The sequence below is a fragment of the Brevundimonas sp. DW-iso22 genome, from assembly GCF_058725425.1.
Genome location: NZ_JBZXEB010000003.1, coordinates 67,687 through 84,556 on the forward strand (window position 1 = coordinate 67,687; position 16,870 = coordinate 84,556).

The window sequence follows — 16,870 nt, forward strand, 5'->3', positions numbered from 1 at the left end:
TCTTGATTACCGTCGCGGGAAGAGAGTTCGGAGTTCGCTCGGTCAACCTGTTCTGGGCCACCCTGATCATCGTGGTGGTGTCGATGGCTTTGCTGTCGGGGTTTCTGCGCCCCGTCAGCGACGCCCTGGCGGGCGTTCGCTTCAGGCTGACTGACCGCGAGGCCAGCCAGACCCTCACTGTGGTGGAGATCGACTCGCGCAGCCTTCAGGCGGCGGGAGCCTGGCCTTGGGACCGGCAGCGGTATGCGACCGCGATCGACAATCTGGTCGAGGCAGGAGCCACCTTGGTGGCGTTCGACGTGGATTTCAGCGCACCCTCGCAAACGGCGGCCGACGCCGAGTTGGCGGCCGCAGTCTCGCGTCATCCGGGACAGGTAGTTCTGGCCAACTTCCTCCAGCAGGAATCTTACGGATCGAGGGACAGCGCGGTCGGCGAGAACACGCCCATCCCCAGCCTTCGCCAGGATGCGCTGCTGGCGTCTGTGAATGTACCTGTCGATGTGGACGGCAAGGTCAGAAGCTATGACGTCACACCATCGGGAGCATCCCAGCCGTCGCTGGCGGCGGTCGTCGCAGGACGCAGTGGCGGAACAAGCTTCGATATCGATTTCGGGGTCGACCACCGGACGATTTCGCATCTGAGCTTCGAGGACGTTCTGGCCGGCGACTTTGACAGGACGCTGGTTTCGGGCCGGGTCGTACTCATCGGCGCTACTGCGGTCGAACTTGGGGACGAGTTCGCCACGCCGGCGGGTCTCATTCCAGGCGTCTACATCCATGGCCTCGCTTACGAGAGCCTGATTGGCGGCCGGGCTCTGGTGGGGCTTCACCCGGGCCTTCTGCTCGCGCTCTGCCTTGTTGTGAGTGGCCTCCTCTTGCCGCGACGCGACGGCGGGGCATCGCTCCATCGACTGGTCCAGGTCCATGCCCTGGCTGCGGCAACCATCCTGATCGGGCCCGTGGTGCTTCAGGCAATCTCTCCGATCAGCCTGAACCCTGCCCCCCTGATGCTGACGCAGCTTCTGTTTGCCATCTGGGGCACACGCGTCGAGCTGGAACGGCGCGAGCGGGCCATCGTCGCCGAGCGCGAGGCGGGCCTGCTGCACCTGGCCATGCACGAGCCGGAAACCGAGTTGCCCAACCGCCGGGCCCTGCTGAAGATCATCGGCGACACCTGGGCGGCCTCGTCTGATGCAGAGCTTGCCGTCATTACCGTAGGGGTGGAGCGACACGCCGAGATGCGGGGCGTGGTGGGCTATAACGTCGCCAACGCCGTGCTGGTCCAGCTCGCGGCCCGACTGGAAGCCTTCGGTGCCACCGGAGGGGTGACCCAGCTTTCCAGCTCTGTTCTTGCGTTCGCGAGAACGGATCTGAGCGCAACCGGCCTCGCCGAACTGCTCACACGGCTCAAGGGACTTGAGACCAACTTCGTCGTCGGGGATCATTCCATCGATATCTTCCTTCGCCTGGGTGCGGCCCTCGAACGAGGCGGTCAGCTGGAACCAGAGGCGCTGGTGGAGCGCGCGACGGCCGCACTCAACTCCGCCCGTGCCTCGGACGATCGCGGCGTGGTCTATGACGATGACGGGCAGGGCACGCCCGAAAACAATCTGGCCCTGATGTCAGAGATGCGCGAGGCGATCGCCGCCGGTGACATCTCGCTCCACTACCAGCCCAAGATGAGCACTGCCGACGGTGTGATCCGGTCGGTCGAGGCCCTCTGTCGCTGGCGGCATGCGGAACGCGGCTTTGTCTCTCCCGATCTGTTCGTTCCTATCGCTGAGGATACCGGCCAGATCCGTGTCCTGACCGAGTGGAGCATCACGCAGGCACTTACGGATCACGCAGTGCTCCGCCTGGGCGGGCAGGACCTTGTCATCGCGCTGAACATCTCCGGGCGTCTGCTTGCGGATCAGGTCTTTCAAGCCAGGGTCCTCGACATGGTCGGGACATCCGGAGCCGCTCTGTGTTTCGAGATCACCGAAACGGCCGTGATACAGCAGCCCGGTCTGGCCAAACAGGCGCTCGCCGCCTTCCGTGCGGCGGGCATAAAAATCTCGATTGACGACTACGGCTCGGGCCTCTCGTCGCTCAGCTATCTGAAGATGCTCAATGCGGACGAGCTGAAGATCGACCGCTCGCTTGTCGTCGACGCACTGGAAAGTCAGCGGGACCGGCTCATCCTGAAATCCACGGTCGATCTGGCGCATGGTCTCGGCATGTCTGTTGTAGCCGAAGGCGTGGAGACCGAAGAACTGACCTCGTGCCTGACGCTTCTCGGATGCGACGTCATCCAGGGCTACTGGGTATCGAGGCCGCTGCCGCTCGCGAAGCTACAAAGCTTCGTAGAGCACAGCCGATCTGCCCTTTCAGAGAGCTGGCCGGACCACAAGGCTGACGTTGTTTCTCTCAATCCCGAACGCTCGAAACAGTCGCTGGCTTTATGAATTGCACGGCCGCGCTCCCGGAGAAGACCGGTAGCGTCAGTCCTTCTCGGACTTGACCAGTGAGGAAGACCAGAAGTTCGACACAGCCAGGCAGAAGACGTCCGGGGAACCCTTACCAATATCGGGAGGCGGTCAACTCGTTCGCCGTATCCTGAAGCAAGCCGGCATGGGAGGGGGCTCTCATAAGAACCGGGCGACACCATAAGGCTTTCCGAACGATGGGCTGGCCACTTCATGCACCTGAAGCAGGGTCCACGCCGTATCGGCCAGGGCCTTTCGGCTGCGGTGGAAACCTTGGGCCAGATGTCACACTATAGGACCATGCCTAGAACCAAGATGAACCCACGCGTCTTCTGGGGCGCGAGCCTGATTATCGGGCTCCTGCTCGCTGTAGCCATTGCTGCTCCCGGAGAGTCCGACCGCCTGTTTCAGGCGGCCCAGGGATGGGTGATCGAGACGTTCGGCTGGTTCTACGTCGCCTCGGTGGCCGGCTTTCTGATGGTCGTCCTGTTTCTGGCCCTCGGCCCGACCGGAGCGCTCAAGCTCGGTCCGGACGACTCGGAACCCGATTTCCCCTACCTCTCATGGCTGGCGATGCTTTTCGCAGCAGGCATGGGCATCGGCCTGATGTATTTTGCGGTTGCCGAACCGATCCAGCACTACGCCAGCCCTCCGGAAGCCCAGCCCCAGACCTTCGACGCGGCGCGCGAGGCGATGGTGATCACCTTCACCCACTGGGGCGTTCACGCCTGGGCCATCTATGCGCTCGTCGGTCTGAGCCTCGCCTATTTTGCCCACCGCAAAGGCCTGCCCCTTACGCTACGGTCTGGTCTGGCACCGCTGTTGGGCAAAAGGATCGACGGTCCGATCGGCGATGCGGTGGATGTGTTCGCCATCTGCGGGACTCTGTTTGGCATTGCCACCTCCCTGGGTCTGGGCGTGTCGCAGATCAATGCAGGGCTGAACTATCTGACGGGCCTGCCGAACACACCGTGGATGCAGGTCGGACTGATTGTCCTGGTGATGGCGGGGGCGACCGCGTCCGTCCTTACGGGACTGGACAAGGGCGTTCGGCGACTATCGGAGCTGAACCTCGTCTTGGCGGTGCTGCTCATGCTGTTCGTGCTGGCCTTCGGGCCGACGGCTTTCCTGCTCAAGGCACTCGTGCAGAATTTCGGCTTGTATCTGGACCATTTCTTCGTCCGGACCTTCAATCTCTACGCCTATGAACCCAGGGGGTGGATGGCGAACTGGACGCTGTTCTACTGGGCCTGGTGGATCGCATGGTCTCCCTTCGTGGGGATGTTCATCGCCCGGATATCGCGCGGCCGGACCGTGAGGGAGTTCGTGATCGGCGTCCTGTTGGTGCCGACCGGCTTCACATTCCTGTGGATGACGGTCTTCGGCAACACGGCCATCAGCCTGGACATGGGCGTCGCGGCCGGTGCCATTTCGAATGCGGTCACCGCAGACCTGTCGACCGCCCTGTTCCGCTTCTTCGAAGAACTTCCCGGGACTGCGATTACATCGACGCTGGCGGTGACGCTTGTGGCGGTTTTCTTTGTCACATCGGCGGATTCGGGCTCCCTTGTGATCGACACCATTGCGTCCGGCGGGGCTGATGACACTCCGCGCTGGCAGCGGGTCTACTGGTGTTCCCTGGAAGGGCTGGCGGCGGCCCTGTTGCTTCTCGCTGGAGGACTGGGTGCGTTGCAGGCGGCGACGCTGGTGGCTGCCCTGCCGTTTGCGGTCATCATGATCCTCCTGGCAGCCGGGCTGGTCCGACAGATGAACGCTGACGTCGCCGGCCGAACCGTCGAGACCGAGGGCCCTCCCCTCGCAGAAAAGCTCAAGCGGATACTGTCTCCGGCCACCCGACGTGACATCGAACGGCAGATTGATCAGGTGGGCGCACCAGCGCTTGAGACCGTGCGCCAAGGGTTGGCGGCGGAGGGTCTGGAGGCCGAGGTTAGCCGCGAGGCAACGGGCCTGTCCCTTCTGGCCACTTCAGGGGCCGGCACCGCCTTCCACTACCATCTCGAAGCGCGTGAGCGACCTCGTCCTGCTCTGACGGCACTGGAGGCTCCCGAACGTCACCGTGCCAAGGAATGGCGCATGACGGCGCGTTCCGACGATGTCGCGCGCGTCCGGGATGTGACGGGGTTCACCCAGACGCAGATTGTCAACGATGTCCTCGACCATCTGCATCGCTGGCGGACGGTCTGATGTAAACGGACCCGATCCCCTCAACCCTGTGTGCGCCTGCCTGCGAGTTCATATGGGCGCTGATGGCTTCCATTGACCGGCGCACATGTCTTCATCCAGCCGTCCGCAGTGCTTCTGGAACTTCTCGGCGCAGCCATCCTAGGCAGTGACAGCCGACGCTGGTTTAGGGAGGGCGGGGCGCGTTACAAATCTCGTCGGCTTTCTGATAGCGGCTGGAGGCACGCTCGCGCAGCGACATCAATGGAAGTCGCGCGATCCCGGCATTATCCGAGCGTTACGGGGATGCGTGTGGCCGTGGTGGCGCGGATACTGCGGACGCACGATTTCGTCAGCGCGGCAAAGGGCGATCTCCGGGCAGTGCCCGTCCGATAGTCGGTTCAGTTCGACAGAGCGATCAAAGACCCGGTGCGCCATCAGATGAACGACGCCCTCCGGGCTTTTCTCGACCACGCCTTCGACGCCCATCAGCCGGGCAGCCATGACGACGCCTCGATACTCTTCGAACATTCGCGCCCACAGAACCAGGTTGGTGACGCCGGTTTCGTCCTCCAGGGTGATGAAGATGGCATTGCCCTTTCCCGGGCGCTGCCGGACAAGGACGACGCCGGCGGTGCGAACCTTGGTGCCGCTGCATTTGGTTTCCAGTTCGGCGCAGGTCAGCATTGTCTCCGCTGCAAAGATCGGCCGCAGGATCGCCATAGGGTGCGCCTTCAACGATAGGCGGGTTGTCTGATAGTCGGCGGCGACATGCTCGCCCAGAGCCATAAGGGGCAGTCGGGCATCGGCCTCCTCGCCCAGTTCGCGTGCGTCGGCCGCGGCGAACAGCGGCAGAGGTGCGTCGTCGGGCAGGCGGCGCACGGCCCATAGGGCCTCGCGTCGGTCCAGGCCGATCGAGCGAAAGGCGTCGGCCTCCGCCAGTCTGCGCATCGCCGCGCCGGGCAGGGTCGCGCGCCGAGCCAAGGTTTCGACACCCTCGAACAAAATGCTGCGGGCAGCCATCAGGGCCTTGGCCCAGTCTTTGCGGAATCCGTCGATCTGGCAAAAGCCCAGCCGCAGCGCCAGCGATCCCGGTGGCCCCTCCAGCTTATTGTCCCAGTCGCTCAGATTGACGTCGATAGGCCGGATTTCGACGCCGTGCTCCTGGGCATCGCGCACAATCTGGGCCGGTGCATAGAACCCCATTGGCTGGGAGTTCAGCAGTGCGCAGGCGAAGGCTGCCGGGTAGCGGCATTTGATGAAGGAGGAGATGTAGACCAGCTTGCCGAAGCTGGCCGCATGGCTCTCCGGAAAACCGTATGAGCCGAAGCCCTTGATCTGCTCGAAACAGCGGTGGGCGAAGGCGCGATCATAGCCGCGCTCGACCATGCGAGTGACCATCCGGCCCTCGTATTTCCACAGGGTTCCGTCGCCTCGGAAGGTGCCCATGGCCTTTCGCAGGCCGTTGGCTTCCCGGGATGTGAACTCGGCGGCGACCATGGCGACCTTCATCGCCTGCTCCTGGAACAGGGGCACCCCCAGCGTCTTGTGAAGAACCTCCTTCAGTTCATCCGGATTGTAGCCGGGACCGGGTTTTGAGTAGTCGGCCTCCTCCACGCCGGCGCGCCGGCGTAGATACGGATGCACCATGTCGCCCTGAATAGGTCCCGGCCGCACGATCGCCACCTGGATCACCAGATCGTAGAATGTACGTGGCTTCAGGCGCGGCAGCATATTGATCTGGGCCCGGCTCTCGACCTGGAACACGCCGATCGAGTCGCCCCGACAAAGCATATCGTAGACATCGATCTGCTCTGTCGGGATGGTGTGCAGTTCATAGGGCGCGTCTTCGTGATCGCGCATCAGGTCCAGCGCCTTTCGAATGCAGGTCAGCATCCCCAGCGCCAGCACATCGACCTTCATCAGCCGCAGGTCGTCGATATCGTCCTTGTCCCATTCGATGAACGTCCGATCCGGCATGGCTGCATTTCCGATGGGGACCAGTTCGTCCAGCCGGTCCTGGGTCAGGATGAAACCGCCGACGTGCTGGGACAGGTGGCGGGGAAAGCCCAGCAGCCGCGTCGCCATGGCGACCGCCCGCCCGATCATCGGATTGGCAGGGTCCAACCCGGCCTGTTCAACATGCTTGCCTCCGATCTCGGCACCCCAGCTGCCCCACTGACTGGCGGCCAGGCGGGCGGTCACGTCCTCGGTCAGGCCCAGCACCTTGCCGACCTCTCGGATGGCGCTCTTGGGGCGATAGCGGATGACGGTGGCGGCGATGCCCGCGCGGTGGCGGCCATAGCGCTCGTAGATGTGCTGGATAATTTCCTCGCGCCGCTCGTGCTCGAAATCCACATCTATGTCGGGCGGCTCTCCTCGGTGGTCTGACAGAAAGCGTTCGAACAACAGGTCGTTCTCGGCCGGGTCCACGCAGGTGATGCCCAGCACATAACAGACCGCCGAGTTCGCAGCAGACCCTCGCCCCTGGCACAGGATTCCCTTGGAATTAGAGAACCGCACGATGTCGTGGATGGTCAGGAAATAAGGCGCAAAATTCTGAGCCTGGATGAAGGCCAGTTCCTTGTGCAACAGGTCGACGACCTTGTCTGGAATGCCGTCGGCATACCGGGTTTGGGCATGCCTCCAAGTCAGTTCCTCCAGATACTCCTGCGATGAACGACCTGGCGGCGTCGGTTCCTGCGGATAATTGTAGGTCAGGTCTTTCAGGTCGAACCGGGCGCGGGCCAGCAGAACTTGCGTCTGTTCCAGGGCCTCGGGCGCATCCCCAAATAACCGGTTCATCTCGGCAGGGGTTTTAAGGTGTCGTTCCGCATTGGCCAGCAGCCGTCGCCCCGCCGCCTCGACCGTTACCCCCTCTCGGATACAGGTCAGCAAGTCCTGAAGATCGCGCTCCGACGGATCGTGATAAAGCACGTCGTTAACCGCCAGCAGGGGTACATCGGCCGCCTGAGCCATCGCCTTTAACCGCGCCAGACGACGCCGATCGTCGCCCTGTCGCAGCATCGCCGCAGCCAGCCAGATCGAACCGGGCGACGCCGCCTCCAGCCGTTTCAGGATGGTTGGCAAGCCCTCCAGCCGACGCTCTGGCATGACGATTAGCAGCAACCCCTCCGAATCGGCCAGAAGGTCAGCCAAGCCGATATCGCACTGGCCCTTCACAGCACGGCGGTTGCCCAAGGTCAGCAACCGCGTCAGCCGCCCCCACCCCGCCCGATCTTCGGGATAAGCGACGATGTCGGGTGCCCCGTCGTTGAAGGCCAGTCGTGTACCCGTCAGCAGGCGAAAATCCTGTGCCCGCGCCTTTACCAGGTCTGATAGGGCCGGATCATTCATGGTGTCCTCGACGAAGATGGTCTCGCCCGGCCCGCCACCGTCGCGGACTTTCTCGGGTGGCGACAATCCCTCCTCTCGCAGAGTATTAAGCGCGCTCCAGGCTCGAACGACACCCGCCACCGTATTCCTGTCCGCCAGACCCATACCGGTGTGGCCCCGCAGGATCGCGCTCAAAACCAGCGACTTGGGATGCGAGGCACCACGTAGAAACGAAAAGTTGCTCGCTGCCGCCAGCTCTGCATAGGCGGTGGAAGAAGTGACGTCCGTCATGCGAACAGACCGTGGATATACCAGCGCGGTTCGGGAACCTCGCCATACAAGCCTGCACGAAACAGCCAGAATCGCCGCCCCTCATGGTCCTCGACGCGGTAGTAATCCCGCGTGCGATGTCCCGGCCGACGCCACCATTCGCCGCCGATGCGTTCGGGACCTTCTGCGTGTGCAACCTGATGCGTGACTCGCCGCCAGCGAAACCGTGCCGGAGGTCCATCAGGAGCCAGAGCGATGGTTTCGATCGGCTGGGGTGAATCGAACATTTGCAACGGGCGTTGAGGCGGGGATTCTGGATCGCGCGCGGGCCAGGTGGTCTCGCCCCGGCGACGCCCAGCCCAGACCAGACGCGTGGCGCGTTCAGGCAGATGCGACTCCACCGGTTCGAACCGGCTAACCGCTTCTGGCCCCAGACGCGCTGTTAGTCGGTCGATCAGCCGGTCCAAGTTTTCGGCACCCGTCCCATTGCGATCTGGCGGCTTGGCTTCGAGCCTCGTCTGCGTTGACGCCATAGCTTGGGTGACAGGAACCGAGAGGCGCAACTGGTCGAACCCGAAGCCGGAGTCGAGCGGACTGGCCAGAGCCGCCAGCCTTTCCTTGAACAGCCGCATCACCCCGGTGGCGTCGCGCGTCGCCTGCCCGGTTCGCACTGTGATCCGCCGGGTCGCCCCATCGATGCGGAAAAAGGCCACCGCGAACGCCCGCCCGCCCTGCCGCCGCTGGTCCAGCCAGGCCATGGCCTCGATCAGCAAGTCACCGATCACCGCCTCGACATCAGAAGTCTGGGTGATCGGCTCGAACAGGATGCGATCAACGACGCAGGCCGGGGGCGGCCGCAGCGGCGTGATCCGCACGTCCTCCCGGCCCAGGATACGCGCCAGCCGTACCGGCAGGTCGGTCCCGAACCGCGCGGCCAGTGAGGCGGTCGGGCGGTCGTCCAGATCGCCCAAGGTTCGCAGGCCCGCCCGATTCAGGGCCTGATGCTCCCTCTCGTCCAGCTCCAAGGCTGCGATCGGCAAGGCTCGGACGGCTGCCGCGTCCTGACCGCCTTCAAGGATTCCTCCCCGTCCGAACCGGGCCAGGGCTCGCGCGGCCGGGGGCGTGCCGGCCAGGGCCGTGCGGACGCTCAGGCCGATGAGAGCGGCGCGCATTTCCACCGCCCGGACCAGCCCGGCCTCATTGCCGAACAGATGGGTGCAGCCGGTGACGTCCAGGATCAGGGCGTCGTCGCCATCGATCGCCGCCATCGGCGTGAACCGCCCGAAATCCTCAAGTACCTGAGTCAACAGGGCCGCATCGGCGTCGGGCCGATGCACGACCGTGCGCAGGGCGGGCGTCCGCGCCTGGGCGTCGGCCAGGGTCATGCCGCGCGTCAGTCCCAGGGCGCAGGCTTCCAGGTTCAGGGCGGCGAGCCGCAGGGCGCCCCGGACCTTTTCGACCAGAACGACGGCGTCTGGCGGGGCGCGTTCACCCGGTTCGGCGAAACCCTGTCGCGCTTCCTCCCGACCCAACCGATCCGACGACAGGAACGGAAACCAGACGGCCAGATAGCGGCGCGGGCTCTGCAAATGCGCGAGTCTCACGATCCCACTCCAGCGTCCATTTGGCGGGGGCGGCCCCCTGTCGGCTGCGGGTCAGGGCGGCGACAAAGGCGGGGCGGCCGGGAGCCCCGGCCTCCAGCGCCGTCGACAGGGCCGCGCGCACCGACCAGCGGGTCTCGGCCGCGCTGGGCAAAGCCGCCGCCGCCGCTCGGACCAGGAACGCTGTGCTTCGCCCCGCCCGTGACGCCAGAGCCAGACGCCGACTGGCAGTCAGGGTCATGGCCTTGGCTTCGCCCCAACCGCTCATCAGCACGGCTCCGACAGCCCCACTCTTCAAGGCCTCCTCGCCCGCAGCCAGCATGGCCGTAGCGTCTCGTACTCGCACGATCAGCACGTTCTCGGGTCGCAAGCCCCACTCGTGCAGCCCCGGCCCATGCAGGGCCCCCGCTTCTTGGCAAGCCAATGCCTGAACCACCCAGGCCAGGGGCCTCTCCGTTGTCGCACGAGACGCCAGACCCAGCGCAAAGGCATTGGCGGCCACAGCATCGGCGGCGGTTTCGGCATGAATGTCGTGGAGGCAGAAGAGGCAAGGTCCGGGGTCCAGATACGCATCGACACGATCCATCCCGAGCGTGAATCGTCCCGGCTCGGGCCCGGTCTCATGATGAGACAGCTTGGCCAAGCGGGATTTCAACTGCTCGATCTGAAGGGCCGAAGACAACGCATGTTCCTGTTATGTTCCTACATATGCCTCTCTCTCGATATGGAGAGTCAAGAGCCAAAAACTTGGCGCGCAAGCACCAGACCCAAATCGAGGCCTGGTCGTTTTGTAATTTCAGGAAATTAAGCGAGCGGCGGTCGGTTCGCTGCAAGCCGACCACATAAGCAGCCTACTGATCAGCACGGGTAAGCTGCTGCTATTTATCAGAAAATGGCGCGCCCGGAACGATTCGAACGTCCGACCCTCAGATTCGTAGTCTGATGCTCTATCCAGCTGAGCTACGGGCGCGCATGGCCGCGAACGGCGAGGCGGCTTCCTAGCGGAGGTGGGGGCAGGGGGCAAGGGGTTTAGCGCGGTTTTCGCGGCAAGTTTCGATCGGGGGTTTCTAAGCCGAGGCGCAGGCGTCAAGTTGAGACGAACCTCCCCGGTCGTCTTCGCGAGTGCCTGATGCCATCCTCCCTTTCCCGCCTGGCCAGACCTCTGGCTGTCGCAGCCCTGACACTGGCTCTTGTGGCCTGTGCGAGCGACACGGGACAATGGATTCAGAACGGGGCGACACGGGTTCCGGCCGCAGACGCCCCGTCTGTCCCGACCATGCCTCAGGCGCGCGGGCCGTTTGTGTCGGCGGCCAATCCGCTGGCGGTCGAGGCGGGGATGAAGATCCTGCGCGAGGGCGGCTCGGCCGTCGATGCGGCGGTGGCGGTGCAGGCGGTGCTGGGGCTGGTCGAGCCGCAATCATCGGGTCTGGGCGGTGGGGCCTTCATGATGGTGTTCGACGCGGAGACGGGCGAGGTCACCAGCTATGACGGGCGCGAAACGGCCCCGGCGGCGGCGACGCCGGAGCTGTTCTATGAGAATGGCCAGCCGTTGGGCTTCGGGGACGCCGTGCTGAGCGGTCGATCGACGGGCGCGCCGGGCGTGGTGGCGATGTTAGGCATGGCGCAGGCCGAGCATGGAACCCTGCCGTGGAGCACCCTGTTCGGTGACGCCGAGCGGCTGGCGCGCGAGGGCTTTGTGGTCAGTCCGCGACTGGCCGGCATGATCGCCCAGCCGCGTGGCCAGGCGCGGTCGCGCTGGGCCAATGCCTATTTTACGAAACCGGATGGCCAGCGGCTGGTCGCGGGCGATGTGCTGCAGAACCCGGCCTATGCCCAGACGGTGGCCGAACTGGCGGCGGGTGGGCCTGAGGTCTTCTATCGTGGTCGCATTGCGGAGGAGATTGCCGCCACCCTCGCCGAGGGGCCGCGCCCGGGGGCGCTGACGACGGCGGACATCGCAGCGTATCAGCCGATCGAACGCGGGGCCCTGTGCCGCCCTTACCGGGTCTATGTGGTCTGTGTGCCGCCGCCGCCGTCCAGTGGGGTGGCGATCCTGCAACTGCTGGCCATGGCGGAGCGTACACCGGCGATCGATGGCGGGGCGGAGGATGCCGACGCCTGGGTCGCCTTCGCCCAGCTTCAGCGGGTGATGTATGCCGACCGCGATCGCTACGTCGGCGACCCAGCCTTCGTCGGTGTGCCGGTGCAGGGGTTGCTGGACGAAGGCTATGTGGCCGAGCGCGCGTCGCTGGCGGCAGGTCTGACGGGCGCGGCCGAGGCAGGCACCCCGCCGGGCGGCGTCTTCGCCGGGCCCGATGCCACGCGCGAACCGGCTGGCACCTCGCATTTCGTCGTCGTGGACGCAGCGGGCAATGCGGTCAGCATGACCACGACGGTCGAGAGCATCTTCGGCTCGGGCAGGATGGCGGCGGGCTTCTTTCTGAACAATCAGCTGACGGACTTCTCGTTCGAGCCGCTGCGCGAAGACGGCCAGCCCGCGGCCAATGCGGTGGCGGCGGGCAAGCGACCGCGCTCGTCCATGTCGCCGGTGATCATCCTGGATCAGCACGGCCGTCTGATCGGGGCGCTGGGATCGCCCGGCGGCTCGTCGATCCTGGCCTATAATGCCAAGGCGCTGATCGCCGGGCTGGACTGGGGCCTGCCGGTCCAGGCGGCGTTCGACCTGCCCAATCTGGTGGCCAAGGGCGATGGGTTTGGGGCGGACACCGAGCGGTTCCCGGCGGCTGTGCGCGAGGGGATGGCCGCTGAGGGCGTCGTCATCCGCCCCAACGCCAGCGAGAACTCCGGCCTGCACGGCGGGCTATGGCGGCAGAGTGCGGACGGCTGGAGCTGGGACGGCGGGGCAGACGACCGGCGGGAAGGGGTGGCGAAGTTTTAGGGATGAGGGATGAGGGATCAGGGAAGACAAGCAGGACTCCGAGCCTTCGGCTATCTGCCCTGGTCCCTGGTCCCTAGTCCCTAAAACCTGACCCCTACTCCGGCTTGATCGACAACTGAAATGCGATCACGCCTTCGGACACATCGGTATCGACGCCATGGCCGGCGCGAAATCCTTCGGTCTCGATCTCGCGGTAAATCAGGCCGACGGAGCTCTGGACCGCCCCTTTTCGCATGGCCACGCCGATGGAGGCGTCGCCCAGGAAGTTGCCGCTGTCGTGGCTGACGCCCGAGCGGGCATAGTCGCCATCGCGCGTGCGGGCGAAATTGTATCCGACGGCCCGGCCCGATCCGGCGGCATAGACATACCAGCGCGGGCGCTCGCCAAAGGCCTCGGTGCCATCGGGCACCAGGCGATCCAGATTGCGTCCGACACGCAGGGTCGCCCCCGCCTCGGTCGAATTGCCCCGGCTGCCGACGCCGACGCCGACATGGGGCGTCAAGGTGACGTCCAGTCCCGAGCCCGTCTGGCCCAGCGTCTCGGTCCAGCCGCGAACATAGGAGACGTCGTAATGTTCGGTGTCCCAGCCCGCGCGGTCCAGCGGCCCAGGCGGCACGGGCGCGCCATCGGCCCGGCGGATGGAGCCTTCGGTGCGCAGGCGCAGCCGGTCGTCGAAGCCGCCACCCGAGAACCATACGTCGCGTTCCGCCACCGCCCGCGGTTCGGCACGATCGGCACGCGAGACGCTGGCGACCCAGCGTGGCTCGATATCGGTGATGGGGGCGTCGAAGGCGGCGACGGATCCGTCGCGCTCCAGTCGGGTCAGAAGATCGGAGACCGTGACGGGCCGGTCCGCGCCGTCGGCAAAGGGATCGGCCAGCCGGACGGCCTCCTGAGCCGTAGCAACGGTCGCCACGCCCGCGCAGGCCATAGCCAAAAGCGCAGCGGTTGTTACTGAAATGGCCGTCGTTTTCAGCATCAACGGGACCCTCCCCAGTCCGTCAACGCCTCGACCCTGCACCAAAGGGCCCCGCGCGCCAATAGACTTCTCTCGCCACATATCAGGCGGTCGAACGTCGGGGATGTGGCAGGGTTCCTCTGCGACCGTCGTTCGACGGTCGTAGAGGTTGGTCAGCCTACTGGCAGGCCAGGCACTCGTCGTAGTCGGTGCGGGCGGCGCTGAAGAGGTCCGGCTGGTTGGGATCGACCTCGGCCTCGACCTTGTCGGCGGCGCCGGCGAAGGACGCGCGCTGAACCGACTTGGAGCGCAGGTAGTAGAGCGACTTCACGCCCTTCTCCCAGGCCTGCCAGTGCAGCATGTGCAGGTCCCATTTGTTGACGTCGCCCGGGATGAACAGGTTGATCGACTGGGCCTGGCAGATTTCCGGCGAGCGGTCGGCCGACAGTTCCACGATCCAGCGCTGGTCCAGTTCGAAGGCGGTCTTGAAGATGCCCTTCTCGTCCTCGTCCAGGTCGTCAAGATGCTGGACGGAGCCTTCGTTCTCGAGGATCGAGTTCCAGACGGCCTCGGTATTGATGCCCTTGCCGTCCAGCAGACGCTCCAGATAGGGGTTCTTGACCGCGAACGAGCCGGACAGGGTCTTGTGGGTATAGATGTTGGCCGGGATCGGCTCGATGCCCGCGCTGGTGCCGCCGCAGATGATGCTGATCGAGGCGGTCGGGGCGATGGCCAGCTTGTGGCTGAACCGCTCCATCACGCCGCGCTCTTCGGCATCCAGGCAGGGGCCCTTTTCTTCGGCCAGCAGGCGGCTGGCCTTGTCGGCCTCGCGGCGCAGATGTTTGAACAGGCGCATGTTCCACGACTTGGCCATGGCGCTTTCGAAAGCGACGCCCTGGCCTTGGAGGAAGGAGTGGAAGCCCATCAGGCCCAGGCCGACCGAGCGCTCGCGCTTGGCCGAATAGACGGCGGCGGCCATTTCGGGCGGGGCGCGGGTGATGAAGTCCTCCAGGACATTGTCCAGGAAGCGCATGATGTCCTCAATGAAGCGGGGCTCTTCGCGCCACTCCAGGAACATCTCGGCGTTGACCGACGACAGGCAGCACACGGCCGTCCGGTCGACGCCCAGGTGATCGCGCCCCGTGTGAAGCATGATCTCGCTGCACAGGTTGGACTGTTTGACCGACAGGCCCAGGTCGCGCTGATGCTGCGGCATCTGGCGGTTCACAGTGTCGGAGAAGATCAGATAGGGCTCGCCGGTCTGCAGACGGATTTCCAGGATCTTCTGCCACAGGCTGCGGGCATCGACGGTCTTCATGACCTCCTGGTTTTTTGGCGACACCAGGTCGAAGGTCTTGCCGTCGCGGACCGCCTCCATGAATTCGTCGCTGATGCTGATGCCGTGGTGCAGGTTCAGGGATTTGCGGTTGAAGTCGCCCGAGGGCTTCCGGATCTCCAGGAACTCCTCGATCTCCGGGTGGTGCACGTCCAGATAGACGGCGGCCGAACCGCGACGCAGCGAGCCCTGGCTGATCGCCAGCGTCAGGCTGTCCATCACGCGGATGAAGGGGATGATGCCGGACGTTTGTCCCGCACCCTTGACCTTCTCGCCGATCGAACGGACGCCGCCCCAATAGGTGCCGATGCCGCCGCCGTTCGAGGCCAGGGCCACGTTTTCGTTCCAGACGTTCTGGATGCCGTCCAGGCTGTCGGCCACGGAGTTCAGGAAGCAGGAGATGGGCAGGCCGCGCGCCGCGCCGCCATTCGACAGCACCGGCGTCGAGGGCATGAACCACAGCTGGGACATATAGTCATAGACGCGCTGGGCATGGCCCGGATTGGTCGCTTCATCGTCGGCAAAGGCCAGCGAAACGCGGGCGAACATGTCCTGGTAGGACTCGCCGGCCAGCAGATATCGATCTTCCAGCGTCTTCTTGCCGAACTCGGTCAGCAGGTCGTCACGCGACCGATCGATCTGGATGGAGGGCACGACCGACAGATGGGGACGACTGGCCTGTTCGGCGAGTGCCCGCGCATCGATAACTGACTGCAATTCCACTGTCTTCAACGCTTCGCCGCCGGCCATGATCGTATTCGCCCTGAACTTCTGATTGATCGTCAACCGCGCCTGAGACCACATCATCTAGTGGCCCCTTCGCTTCCCCAACCCACATATAGGGCACAGATGGCTAACGAGCCGTCAACGGGGTTGACGATCACTTTCTGGGCGAATCGCATTCATGACAGGGGATGAGCCTGTGGACAGGCCGCGACGACGGCGTGACAGGGCAGGGGCGTCAAGATCACGAAACCGTGAGCGGGAACGTCTCACAAGCGTGACCGTTTGGGCGCGATGACCGCAGATCAGACCGTGACCTTTTTCCGCCGCGCCCTGCGCATCGCCCGCACCGAGATCGCGGCCGTCAGCGCCCTTTTCATCATCGCCCTAGGCGTCATGACCTTCGTCGAGCTGGCGGATGACATGACCGAGGCGGACGGTCAGGCCTTTGACCAATCGGTCCTGGCCTGGGTCCAGCCGATGGCGGGCGAACCGCGCGGGCCGTGGTGGATGAAGGAGGCGGCGGCCGACCTGACGTCCCTGGGCGGCATATCGGTGCTGGCCCTTTTCGCCACCATCGCCATCGTCTTTCTGCTGATCCATCGCAAGCGGCTGTCGGCCCTGCTTCTGGTGGTCGGCCTGGCGGGCGGAGTGGCGCTGAGCGAAGGCCTGAAGGCGATTTTCGAGCGCGAACGTCCTCCTGCGGCCTTCCAGGCCGTTGAGACGATCAATGCCAGCTTCCCTTCTGGCCATGCGCTGCTGGCCACGGTCTTCTACCTCAGCCTGGGGGTCATGCTGACCCGCGCCTTTTCGCGCCGCCATGTGAAGGCTTTCGTGCTGGGGGCGGCCATCGTCATCGCGCTGCTGATCGGAACGACCCGCGTCTATCTGGGTGCGCACTGGGCCTCGGACGTTCTGGCCGGCTGGAGCGTCGGTGCCGCCTGGGCCATGGCCCTGTGGCTGGTTGCCTATGCGGTGGAACGCCGCCAGATCGCCCACCATGCCGCGCTTCAGGATGAAGCCGATCCGGGCTGATCGCTGACGCGCCTTCGACCTTTGTCGCGCGTGCATTCCGGCGATGCGTGGCACTATGCAGAC

9 protein-coding genes and 1 tRNA gene are annotated in these 16,870 nt (G+C 64.9%); 4 read left to right on the plus strand and 6 right to left on the minus strand.

Annotation, left to right across the window (positions count from 1 at the left end):
- Nucleotides 1-2: 2 nt before the first annotated feature.
- Nucleotides 3-2,447 (plus strand): putative bifunctional diguanylate cyclase/phosphodiesterase, encoded by a 2,445-nt coding sequence (locus AC4PRM_RS03915; protein WP_492038866.1) that lies wholly within the window; start codon nt 3-5, stop codon nt 2,445-2,447.
- A 336-nt stretch (nt 2,448-2,783) separates the two neighbouring features.
- On the plus strand, nt 2,784-4,673 hold the full coding sequence (locus AC4PRM_RS03920; protein ID WP_492038867.1) for a BCCT family transporter: 1,890 nt from the start codon (nt 2,784-2,786) through the stop codon (nt 4,671-4,673).
- A gap of 237 nt (nt 4,674-4,910) precedes the next feature.
- Here the strand turns inward: AC4PRM_RS03920 and AC4PRM_RS03925 are convergent, their stop codons facing one another.
- The 4 genes from AC4PRM_RS03925 to AC4PRM_RS03940 all read right to left on the minus strand — a co-directional run bounded on the left by AC4PRM_RS03925 (nt 4,911) and on the right by AC4PRM_RS03940 (nt 10,826).
- On the minus strand, nt 4,911-8,276 hold the full coding sequence (locus AC4PRM_RS03925; protein ID WP_492038868.1) for an error-prone DNA polymerase: 3,366 nt from the start codon (nt 8,274-8,276) through the stop codon (nt 4,911-4,913).
- On the minus strand, nt 8,273-9,859 hold the full coding sequence (locus AC4PRM_RS03930) for a Y-family DNA polymerase (RefSeq protein WP_492038869.1): 1,587 nt from the start codon (nt 9,857-9,859) through the stop codon (nt 8,273-8,275). Before AC4PRM_RS03930 ends, AC4PRM_RS03925 begins: the two co-directional genes overlap by 4 nt.
- A complete protein-coding gene (locus AC4PRM_RS03935; protein ID WP_492038870.1) occupies nt 9,744-10,538 on the minus strand; it encodes an ImuA family protein in 795 nt (264 codons plus the stop codon). The genes AC4PRM_RS03930 and AC4PRM_RS03935 overlap by 116 nt, the downstream gene beginning before the upstream one ends.
- A gap of 211 nt (nt 10,539-10,749) precedes the next feature.
- A tRNA-Arg gene (locus AC4PRM_RS03940) sits at nt 10,750-10,826 on the minus strand.
- A 159-nt stretch (nt 10,827-10,985) separates the two neighbouring features.
- Here AC4PRM_RS03940 and AC4PRM_RS03945 point away from each other — a divergent pair.
- Nucleotides 10,986-12,755, plus strand: a complete 1,770-nt coding sequence (locus tag AC4PRM_RS03945; RefSeq protein ID WP_492038871.1) for a gamma-glutamyltransferase family protein — start codon at nt 10,986-10,988, stop codon at nt 12,753-12,755.
- Nucleotides 12,756-12,849: 94 nt separating this feature from the next.
- Here the strand turns inward: AC4PRM_RS03945 and AC4PRM_RS03950 are convergent, their stop codons facing one another.
- Nucleotides 12,850-13,734, minus strand: coding sequence for a lipid A-modifier LpxR family protein (locus tag AC4PRM_RS03950; RefSeq protein WP_492038872.1), 885 nt, complete (start codon nt 13,732-13,734; stop codon nt 12,850-12,852).
- A gap of 157 nt (nt 13,735-13,891) precedes the next feature.
- Complete coding sequence (locus AC4PRM_RS03955; protein WP_492039184.1) at nt 13,892-15,853, minus strand: ribonucleoside-diphosphate reductase subunit alpha; 1,962 nt, start codon at nt 15,851-15,853, stop codon at nt 13,892-13,894.
- A gap of 213 nt (nt 15,854-16,066) precedes the next feature.
- Between AC4PRM_RS03955 and AC4PRM_RS03960 the strand changes: the two genes are divergently transcribed.
- The gene (locus AC4PRM_RS03960) at nt 16,067-16,807 is read left to right on the plus strand and encodes a phosphatase PAP2 family protein (protein ID WP_492038873.1); all 741 of its coding nucleotides are present in this window, start codon (nt 16,067-16,069) and stop codon (nt 16,805-16,807) included.
- Nucleotides 16,808-16,870 lie beyond the last annotated feature (63 nt).

What these genes read in the sequence shown, in the direction of transcription:
- AC4PRM_RS03945 (WP_492038871.1), top strand. Translation starts at nt 10,986, where the DNA reads ATGCCATCCTCCCTTTCCCGCCTGGCCAGACCTCTGGCTGTCGCAGCC.
- AC4PRM_RS03925 (WP_492038868.1), bottom strand. Translation starts at nt 8,276, where the DNA reads ATGACGGACGTCACTTCTTCCACCGCCTATGCAGAGCTGGCGGCAGCG.
- AC4PRM_RS03955 (WP_492039184.1), bottom strand. Translation starts at nt 15,853, where the DNA reads ATGTGGTCTCAGGCGCGGTTGACGATCAATCAGAAGTTCAGGGCGAAT.
- AC4PRM_RS03920 (WP_492038867.1), top strand. Translation starts at nt 2,784, where the DNA reads ATGAACCCACGCGTCTTCTGGGGCGCGAGCCTGATTATCGGGCTCCTG.
- AC4PRM_RS03950 (WP_492038872.1), bottom strand. Translation starts at nt 13,734, where the DNA reads ATGCTGAAAACGACGGCCATTTCAGTAACAACCGCTGCGCTTTTGGCT.
- AC4PRM_RS03960 (WP_492038873.1), top strand. Translation starts at nt 16,067, where the DNA reads ATGACCGCAGATCAGACCGTGACCTTTTTCCGCCGCGCCCTGCGCATC.